The following is a 7,143-nucleotide window of genomic DNA, read 5'->3' on the forward strand; positions in this document are numbered from 1 at the left end:
GCAGGTCAGGCCGTCTGGCCGGCCACGTCGAGCAGTTCGCGGGCGTGTTCCACGCCGCTCGCGCTGTCGCCGAGCCCCGAGAGCAACCGCGCCATCTCCTGCAGGCGGTCCTCGCCCTCGAGCCGTCGCACACTCGACGAGGTCACGGCGCCGCTGGCGTCCTTCACCACGTTGAGGTGGTTGTTCGCGAACGCCGCGACCTGCGCCAGGTGCGTGACGACGATGACCTGCGTGCGCTCGGCGAGCTTCGCCAGCCGACGGCCGATCTCGATCGCCGCCGCACCGCCCACGCCGGCGTCGACCTCGTCGAAGACGAACGTCGGCACGGTCGTGCTGCCGGCCATCACGACCTCGATCGCGAGCATCACGCGCGAGAGCTCGCCGCCCGATGCCCCCTTGCCGATCGGTCGGGGGTCGGTGCCGGAGTGCGGCTGCAGCAGGATCGACACCTGGTCGCGTCCGTGTCGGCGGTACTCGCCCGCGTCGGTGACCTCGACCACCAGGGTGGCGCCGGCCATCGCGAGCGTCTTCAGCTCGGTCGTGACGCGCTTCGCGAGGTCCGCTGCTGCCTTCGTGCGGGCAGCGGTCAACGCGGCCGCTGCCGCCCCGAGGGCCTGCTCGTCCTGTTCGACGGACTGCTGGAGGGCCGCGATGCGGTCGTCGTCGCCGTCCAGCTCGAGCAGGCGGTCGCTCGCCCGCTGTCCGTAGTCGATGACGTCGTCGACGGTCTCGCCGTACTTGCGGGTGAGGCCGGCGAGCAGGGCGCGCCGTTCGTTGATGAGCTCGAGGTCGTGACCGGCCTCTGGCTCGAGCGAGCCGAGGTAGCTGGAGATGCTCGCCGAGGCCTCGGCCGCCTGGATGCCGAGCTCCGTGAGCTGTTCGAGCACGGGCAGCAGGGCGGCGTCGGAGTCGGCGACCCGCTCGACCGCGCGTCGGGCGGACTCGACCAGGCCGACGACGTCGGAGACGCCGTCGAGGGACTCGCTGGACAGGGCCTCGTGCGCCAGGGCCGCGGACAGCCGGAGTTCCTCGAGGTTGCCGAGCCGGTCGGCGCGCTCGGCGAGCTCGACGTCCTCGCCGGGCTGCGGGTCGGCCGCTTCGATCTCGTCCGAGGCAGCGCGGATCCGGTCGGCTTCGGCCACCCGCTCGTCGCGGTCGCGCGTCAGTGTCTCGAGTTCGCCCGCGTGCTGCTGCCACGCGTCGTACGCGGCGACGTACCGGTTCAAGGCCTTCTCGAGGGCCGCCCCACCGAAGCCGTCGAGCGCCGCACGCTGCGCGGTCGACGAGGTCAGTCGGATCTGGTCGGACTGGCCGTGCACCGTCACGAGCTGGTCAGCGAGTTCACCGAGCACCGCGACGGGAGCGCTGCGGCCCCCGACGGTCGCACGGCTGCGCCCCTCGGCCGAGACCGTGCGCGTGAGGATCAGTTCGCCGTCCTCCACCGCGCCGCCGGCGTCCTCGACGCGTTCGGCGACGGCAGCGTGCTCGGGGACGTTCCAGCGGCCCTCGACCACGGCGCTCGAGGCACCACGGCGGACCGAGCCGGCGTCCGCCCGAGCACCGAGCAACAGCCCGAGGGCTGTGACGATCATGGTCTTGCCGGCACCGGTCTCGCCCGTGACGACGGTGAACCCGGGACCGAGTTCGAGCGTGGTCTCGCCGATGACCCCGAGGTCACGGATCGCGATCTCCTCGATCATCGGTGGTGCTCCTCGTCCTCGTCGGTCTGGGGCCCGCGCCAACCGGTGACGGGGAGCCGGAACTTCGCGACGAGCCGATCGGTGAAGGGGGCGTCCTTGAGGCGCGCGACCCGCACGGGGTCGGGCGATCGACGGACCTCGACCCGAGCCCCCGGCGGCAGGTCGTGCGTCCGGCGGCCGTCGCACCACAGCACCCCGACACCGCTCGTACGCCGCAGGACCTCGATCGCGAGGACGCGGTCCGGGCCCACCACGATCGGGCGGGAGAACAGGGCGTGCGCGCTGAGCGGCACCATCAGCAGGGCGTCGACGTCCGGCCAGACGATCGGACCGCCGCCGGAGAACGAGTACGCCGTGGACCCGGTGGGGGTCGACACGACGACGCCGTCGCACCCGAACGAGGACAGCGGACGACCGTCGACCTCAGTCACCACCTCGAGCATGCGCTCGCGCGAGGCCTTCTCGATGGTGGCCTCGTTGAGCGCCCAACTCGAGTAGACGATCTGGTTGCCGACGACCACGTCGACCTGCAGGGTGACGCGCTCCTCGACGTGGTACTCACCCGACAGGGCGCGCTCGACGGTCTCGGCGAGGGCGTCCCGCTCGCTCTCCGCCAGGAACCCCACGTGCCCGAGGTTCACGCCGACGATCGGCGCCCGCGTCTCGCGCACGAGTTCGGCCGCGCGCAGGATCGTGCCGTCGCCGCCGAGCACGATGACGATCTCGAGCTGGTCCGCCTGGACGTCGACGCCCAGGATGTCGACCTGCCCCACCGAGGCTTCGGCCCGCCGGATGTCGGCGTACTCGTCGAACGGCATCACCGGGATCAGACCGGCGGCGTGCAGGAGGTCGCAGACCTCGACCGCAGCGTCGATCGAGTCACGGCGACCCGTGTGGGAGACGAGCAGGATGTGCCGGTCGTCGCTCATGCGGTCCCCTCTGTGAGTTCGGTTGCCCGGACTCTCCATTCTGTCGGATTGCCACCGACACCACGCTGGAAGCGCGCGAGGTACTCGTGGTTCCCGTGCGTCCCGATGATCGGCGACGCCGCGAGCCCGGTGGTCCCGAAGCCCAGGTCCCACGCCGCCCACAGCACGTTCATCAGGGCGTCGTCGCGGAGTGCCGCATCGTGCACGATGCCCTCGCGCACCCCACCGCGACCGACCTCGAACTGCGGCTTCACCAACAGGACGAAGTCGTCGGCGGGGACGGCCTCGGCCAGGGCGGGCAGCACGAGCCGGAGGGAGATGAAGGACAGGTCGCCGACCACCAGGGTCGTCTCGGCTGCAGCGCCGTCGAGCGCGAGGTAGTCCGACCGGGTCAGGCTGCGGGCGTTGGTGCCCTCGACCACTGCGACACGCTCGTCGACGGCGATCGTGGGGTGCAGTTGCCCGTGCCCGACGTCGAGCGCGATGACCCGGCGAGCACCTCGGGCCAGGAGCACCTGCGTGAAGCCACCCGTGCTCGCACCGACGTCGAGCACCACACGGCCGGACGGGTCCACGCCGAACGCATCGAGCGCCCCGACCAGCTTCTGGGCAGCGCGGGAGACCCACTCGTCGGCCGCGTCGACCACGATGTCGGCAGCCGGCGAGGTCGGGGCGGAGGGCTTCACGACAGGACGACCGTCGACCGTCACCCGGCCGTCCTGGATGAGCTTGGTGGCAGCGGTGCGCGAGCGCGCGAGGCCACGTGTCGCGAGCAGGGCGTCGAGGCGGACCGGGGTCGCGTCGGGCACGGCTCCGTCCGGTTCAGGCACTCGCGGTGCCGCCGCTGCCGAGCCGCGTGCGCAGCTCGTCGTGGAGTGCCGAGAACGCGTCTGCTCGTTCGACGAGCGGCAGGGTCTCGGCCGCCGAGGTGCGCGCGGCGAACTCGTCCTGCGGTTCCAGGTCGGCGGACGGCTGCTCGGGGTTCGGCACGTCCGACACGCTACTCGCCGCCGTAGAGCTGCGGGTCCACGTCGAGGCCGTAGATGGCCAGCCCGGACTCCCAGATCAGCGCTGCGCCGGCGCGGAGTCGATCGATGTCGCTGCCGGCGTCGAGGACCCGCACCACGTGCCCCCGCATCGCCACGGTGGCGCTGCCGACGGTGACGTACCGCGTGCCGTCGTCGTCCTGCCGACGGACGGTCACCGGGTAGGGCTCGGACAGACCACGGAGGTCCTCGAGCACGAACACCGGACGGGAACGCTGATCGGCCGCGAGCACCTGCTTCGCCTGGTCGATGCCGGTGAGCACGAGGACGCTCGGGATCCCGACGTCGTTCGCGCCCTTGATGTCGGTGTCGAGACGATCACCGATGAACAGTGTCTTCCCGCCGCCGAACCGCTCGACCGCGGCGTCGAAGATCGGGCGCTCCGGCTTGCCGGCGACCACGGGCATCCGCCCCACGGCCTGGTGGACCGCAGACACGAGCGTGCCGTTGCCGGGCGCGATGCCGCGCTCGACCGGGATCGACCAGTCCATGTTCGTGGCGACCCACGGGATCGCCGGGTCGGCCAACGCGAACGACGCCTCGGCCAGTTCCTTCCACCCGAGGTCCGGGGAGAAGCCCTGGATGACCGCGGCCGGGGAGTCCTCGGCACTGGTCGTCACCGTGAAGCCGGCGGCCTCGACGATGCTCGACAGTCCCAGTCCGCCGGTGACGAGCACCGTCGCGCCGGCGGGCACCAGCGTCGACAGGAGCTGCACGCCGGCCTGCGACGACGTGACGACGTCGTCCTCGGACACCTCGAGCCCGTAGCGCTCGAGGTGCTCGGCGACGTCGATCGGTCGTCGGGACGCGTTGTTGGTGATGTACCCGACCCGCGCGGTCAGCGAGGCCCGTGTGAGCGCCTCGACCGCGTGCGGGATGGCGTTCCGCCCCCGGTAGACGACGCCGTCGAGGTCCGTGAGCACCACGTCGACGCCGTCCGTCGGCGCGGTCGGGACGTCAGTCGGCTGCGGAGCCGTCGACGTCGCGGGGGTTGTCGTCGTCGAGTTCGCCGGGCTCGTCGGCGGCGCCGGGTTCGCCGACGACGTCGGGCTCGGCGAGGGCTGACTCGTCGTCGTCGAGGTCGGCGTCGTCGTCGAGCTGGTCGGTGTCGTCGAGCTCGCCGGCGTCTCCGTGTTCTTCGACTTCGAGCGTTTCCTCGACCACATCAACTGTCTCCCAAGCGTTCTCGTCGGCGGCTTCGGCGAGAGCCGTTGCCGCACGGTCGACACGGGCCCACCACTCGTCGGCCTCGTCCTGGCGGCCGAGCTCTTCGAGCGTGGCCGCGTAAGCACTGTAGAGCGCCGGTGACCACGTGTAGGCCGTGGACGGGTCCAGCTGTGGAATCTCCAGCTCGCCCAGGGCAGCTGTGGGGTTCCCGAGGTCGATGCGTGCGCCGGACATCGCGATCGCGAGTTCGACCTGCACCGCGGTGTCGAGCGCTGCACGTTCGACCGATCGCCCGAGCTCGAGCGCACGTTCGGGGCGGCCGAGGCCTCGTTCGCAGTCCACCATCATCGGGAGCTGGTCGTTGCGGCCGGAGATGCGCCGGTAGGTACGGAGCTCGCGCAGCGCGGTCGCGAAGTCCCCCAGGCGGTACGCCGTGATCGCAGCGGTCTCGCGGACGACACCGACGCGACCGGCACGGCGGGCGGCGCTCAGGGCGTGCTCGTTCGCCAGGGCGGGGTCCTCGTCGACGAACAGCGCCGCGGCCACGAGGTGCCGGGCGACCCAGTCGGCGTTGTCCTTGCTGAGGGTCTTCAGCTCCATGCGCGCCGCGGGGTCGAGGTCGCGCGCATCGATCTCGTCGGGGATGTCCGGGTCGTCGTGACGCGGACGGATCGACTTCGTGCCGTACGGGTCGCGGTCTTCCCAGTCGTCGCGGGCTGCCTCGCCGAACCGTGCGCCGGCGTGACGCGTCCCGTCGCCGAACCGGCGTCGATCGTCGCCGCCGTCCTGACGAGGGCGGTCGCCGCCGCGGGCCGGACGGTCCGATGCGCCCCGGAAGGACGGTCGGTCACCGTCACGACGGGGACGGTCGCCGTCGCGGGCCGGACGGTCGCCGTCACGCGCCGGACGGTCGGCGCCGCCGCGGTACGCGGGACGGTCAGAGCCGCCGCGGTACGCGGGACGGTCGCCGTCACGACGCGGACGGTCCGATGAACCGCCACGGTACGACGGACGGTCCCCGTCACGCGCCGGGCGGTCAGAGCCGCTGCGGTACGGGCGGTCTCCATCGCGAGCGGGACGGTCGGAACCACCGCGGTACGCGGGACGGTCGCCATCACGACGCGGACGATCCGGACCACCCTGGTAGGGGCGGTCGCCATCACCACGGGGACGATCCGAACCACCGCGGTAGGCGGGACGGTCGCCGTCACGGGCGGGACGATCGGAGCCACCGCGGTACGCGGGACGGTCGCCGTCACGGGCGGGACGATCGGAGCCGCCGCGGTACGCGGGACGGTCGCCGTCACGGGCGGGACGATCGGGACGGTCCGAGCCACCGCGGTACGCGGGACGGTCACCATCACGACGCGGACGATCCGAACCACCACGGTAGGCGGGACGATCTCCATCACGCGCGGGGCGGTCCGACCGGAACGGACGGTCCCCGTCGCGGCGCGGACGCTCAGCACCGCGGGGGCCGTCGCCGCGCGGCGGACGGCCGGAGTCGCCGCGATCGCTCCGCCACGACGGACGATCATCACGGTCTCCGGAACGGAATGGACGGTCGCCACCGCTCCGCGGCGCACTGTCGCGACGTGCAGCGCCGTCGCGGAACGGACGGTCGGAGCGCTCAGGACGGTCGCGGCGGTCGCCCTCACGGCGTTCGAAGTCACGTGGGCCGGACGACCAACGGCCTCCGCTCGCAGCGTCTCCGCGCGGACCTCCGTCGCGTCGAGGGGCTCGGTCGTCCCGTCGGGGTCGGTCTCCCCGGTCGCCGTCGTTCCGCCGCTCGTCGTCGTTCGCCACCGTTGCTCCTCATCGCGTGCCCGAGCCGAAGGCCGGGCGTTCGTCCGCTGTGTCGTTGTGTTGGGTGCCGCGTCGGTCGGACCGACGTTCGACCCCCAGTCCATCACGAACCGGAGCCGACGTCGAGCAACGAGCGGCAAAACAGAAATGGCCACCGGCCACCAGCGTGAACGAGGGTCTCCCCTGCAAATTCACGATGGAGGGCCGATGGCCACATCTTGTTACGTTAAGTCCGGCGGCGTCCTACTCTCCCACAAGGTCCCCCTTGCAGTACCATCGGCGCTGAGAGGCTTAGCTTCCGGGTTCGGAATGTGACCGGGCGTTTCCCTCTCGCTATGACCACCGGAACACTCTCGACCATGATCTGGTCTCAAACATGTTCCGACTGCTGCCCACGAATGGGCAGAGCGGTGTATTCAGTTTGATTCCCGATCGTCTGTCGGGAACCACAAAGTGGACGCGAGCCCGTGCAACACGTGCACGGAAATCAGTGTG

6 protein-coding genes and 1 rRNA gene are annotated in these 7,143 nt (G+C 71.6%); all 7 read right to left on the bottom strand.

The genetic code is table 11. From position 1 onward, the window contains the following. Positions 1-5: 5 nt before the first annotated feature. Positions 6-1,700: a DNA repair protein RecN gene (recN, locus tag ITJ60_RS04290; RefSeq protein ID WP_194647037.1), complete on the bottom strand. Its 1,695-nt coding sequence runs from the start codon at positions 1,698-1,700 to the stop codon at positions 6-8. Further along, a complete protein-coding gene (locus ITJ60_RS04295; RefSeq protein WP_194647038.1) occupies positions 1,697-2,629 on the bottom strand; it encodes an NAD kinase in 933 nt (310 codons plus the stop codon). Before ITJ60_RS04295 ends, recN begins: the two co-directional genes overlap by 4 nt. Beyond that, positions 2,626-3,438, bottom strand: a complete 813-nt coding sequence (locus ITJ60_RS04300; protein WP_323749095.1) for a TlyA family RNA methyltransferase — start codon at positions 3,436-3,438, stop codon at positions 2,626-2,628. The genes ITJ60_RS04295 and ITJ60_RS04300 overlap by 4 nt, the downstream gene beginning before the upstream one ends. A 13-nt stretch (positions 3,439-3,451) precedes the next feature. After that, positions 3,452-3,619 (bottom strand): hypothetical protein, encoded by a 168-nt coding sequence (locus ITJ60_RS04305; protein ID WP_194647040.1) that lies wholly within the window; start codon positions 3,617-3,619, stop codon positions 3,452-3,454. A 10-nt stretch (positions 3,620-3,629) separates the two neighbouring features. Beyond that, positions 3,630-4,601: an HAD-IIA family hydrolase gene (locus tag ITJ60_RS04310; RefSeq protein ID WP_131922791.1), complete on the bottom strand. Its 972-nt coding sequence runs from the start codon at positions 4,599-4,601 to the stop codon at positions 3,630-3,632. A 31-nt stretch (positions 4,602-4,632) separates the two neighbouring features. Then, positions 4,633-5,442 (bottom strand): hypothetical protein, encoded by an 810-nt coding sequence (locus tag ITJ60_RS04315; protein ID WP_194647041.1) that lies wholly within the window; start codon positions 5,440-5,442, stop codon positions 4,633-4,635. Positions 5,443-6,878: 1,436 nt separating this feature from the next. Then, positions 6,879-6,995, bottom strand: a 5S ribosomal RNA gene (gene rrf, locus ITJ60_RS04320). Between the last annotated feature and the right edge of the window lie 148 nt (positions 6,996-7,143).

The organism is Curtobacterium sp. VKM Ac-2884 (genome assembly GCF_015350945.1).
Lineage (GTDB): Bacteria > Actinomycetota > Actinomycetes > Actinomycetales > Microbacteriaceae > Curtobacterium.